We start from the raw sequence: 1,033 nt of genomic DNA, 5'->3' as shown, positions 1-1,033 counted from the left end.
TCAGTGATTCATCATCATTGAGCACAAGTATTTCGACATCTCTAAGTGCGAGTGATTCAGCAAGCTTTAGCGGCAGTACAAGTGTAAGTAACAGTGATTCCACAAGCGCAAGTACGTCATCGAGCGAATCAACATCTACAAGCATTAGTGAATCAACAAGCAACAGCACATCGAACAGTGATTCATCATCATTGAGTACAAGTGTTTCGACATCTCTAAGTGCGAGTGATTCAGCAAGCTTTAGTGGTAGCACAAGTGTAAGTAATAGTGAGTCAACAAGTACAAGTACGTCGATCAGTGATTCACTATCATTGAGTACAAGTATTTCAGCATCCCTAAGTGCGAGTGATTCCGCAAGTTACAGTGGCAGCACAAGCGTAAGCAACAGTGAGTCCACAAGTTCAAGTACGTCAGTGAGCGAATCATCATCTACAAGCGTTAGTGAGTCGACAAGCTTGAGCACATCGATCAGTGACTCATCATCACAAAGTGCAAGCATTTCGACATCATTAAGTGCGAGCGATTCTACAAGCTTTAGTGGCAGCACAAGTCTAAGCAACAGTGATTCCACAAGTACGAGCACGTCGATCAGCGATTCATTATCTGTAAGTACAAGCATTAGTAACAGTGAATCAACAAGCCTGAGCACATCAATCAGTGATTCATCATCATTGAGTACAAGTGTTTCGACATCTCTAAGTGCGAGTGATTCTGCAAGCTTTAGTGGCAGCACAAGCGTAAGTAATAGTGAGTCGATAAGTACAAGCACGTCGATCAGCGATTCATTGTCTGTAAGTACAAGCATCAGTAACAGTGAGTCGATAAGTACAAGCACATCAATCAGTGATTCATCATCATTGAGCACAAGCATTTCGACATCTCTAAGTGCGAGTGATTCAGCAAGCTTTAGTGGCAGCACAAGTGTAAGCAACAGTGAGTCCATAAGTACGAGCACGTCGATCAGTGATTCATCATCATTGAGTACAAGTATTTCGGCATCCTTAAGTGCGAGTGATTCAGCAAGCTTTAGCGG

Annotated in this window: 1 protein-coding gene and 1 pseudogene; both read right to left on the bottom strand. The window is 42.8% G+C overall.

The features are described 5' to 3' along the window. A pseudogene (locus A5877_RS17450) lies at positions 1–253 on the bottom strand (hypothetical protein); the annotation flags it as partial. A gap of 105 nt (positions 254–358) precedes the next feature. Further along, positions 359–1,033: hypothetical protein (locus A5877_RS17445; RefSeq protein ID WP_303393842.1), on the bottom strand; the 675-nt coding region annotated here is incomplete at its 5' end.

Origin of the sequence: Enterococcus sp. 3C7_DIV0644 (assembly GCF_002141235.1) — a bacterium.
GTDB classification, from domain to species: Bacteria; Bacillota; Bacilli; order Lactobacillales; family Enterococcaceae; genus Enterococcus_D; species Enterococcus_D entomosocium.
This window is presented reverse-complemented; position numbering and strand designations above follow the sequence as displayed.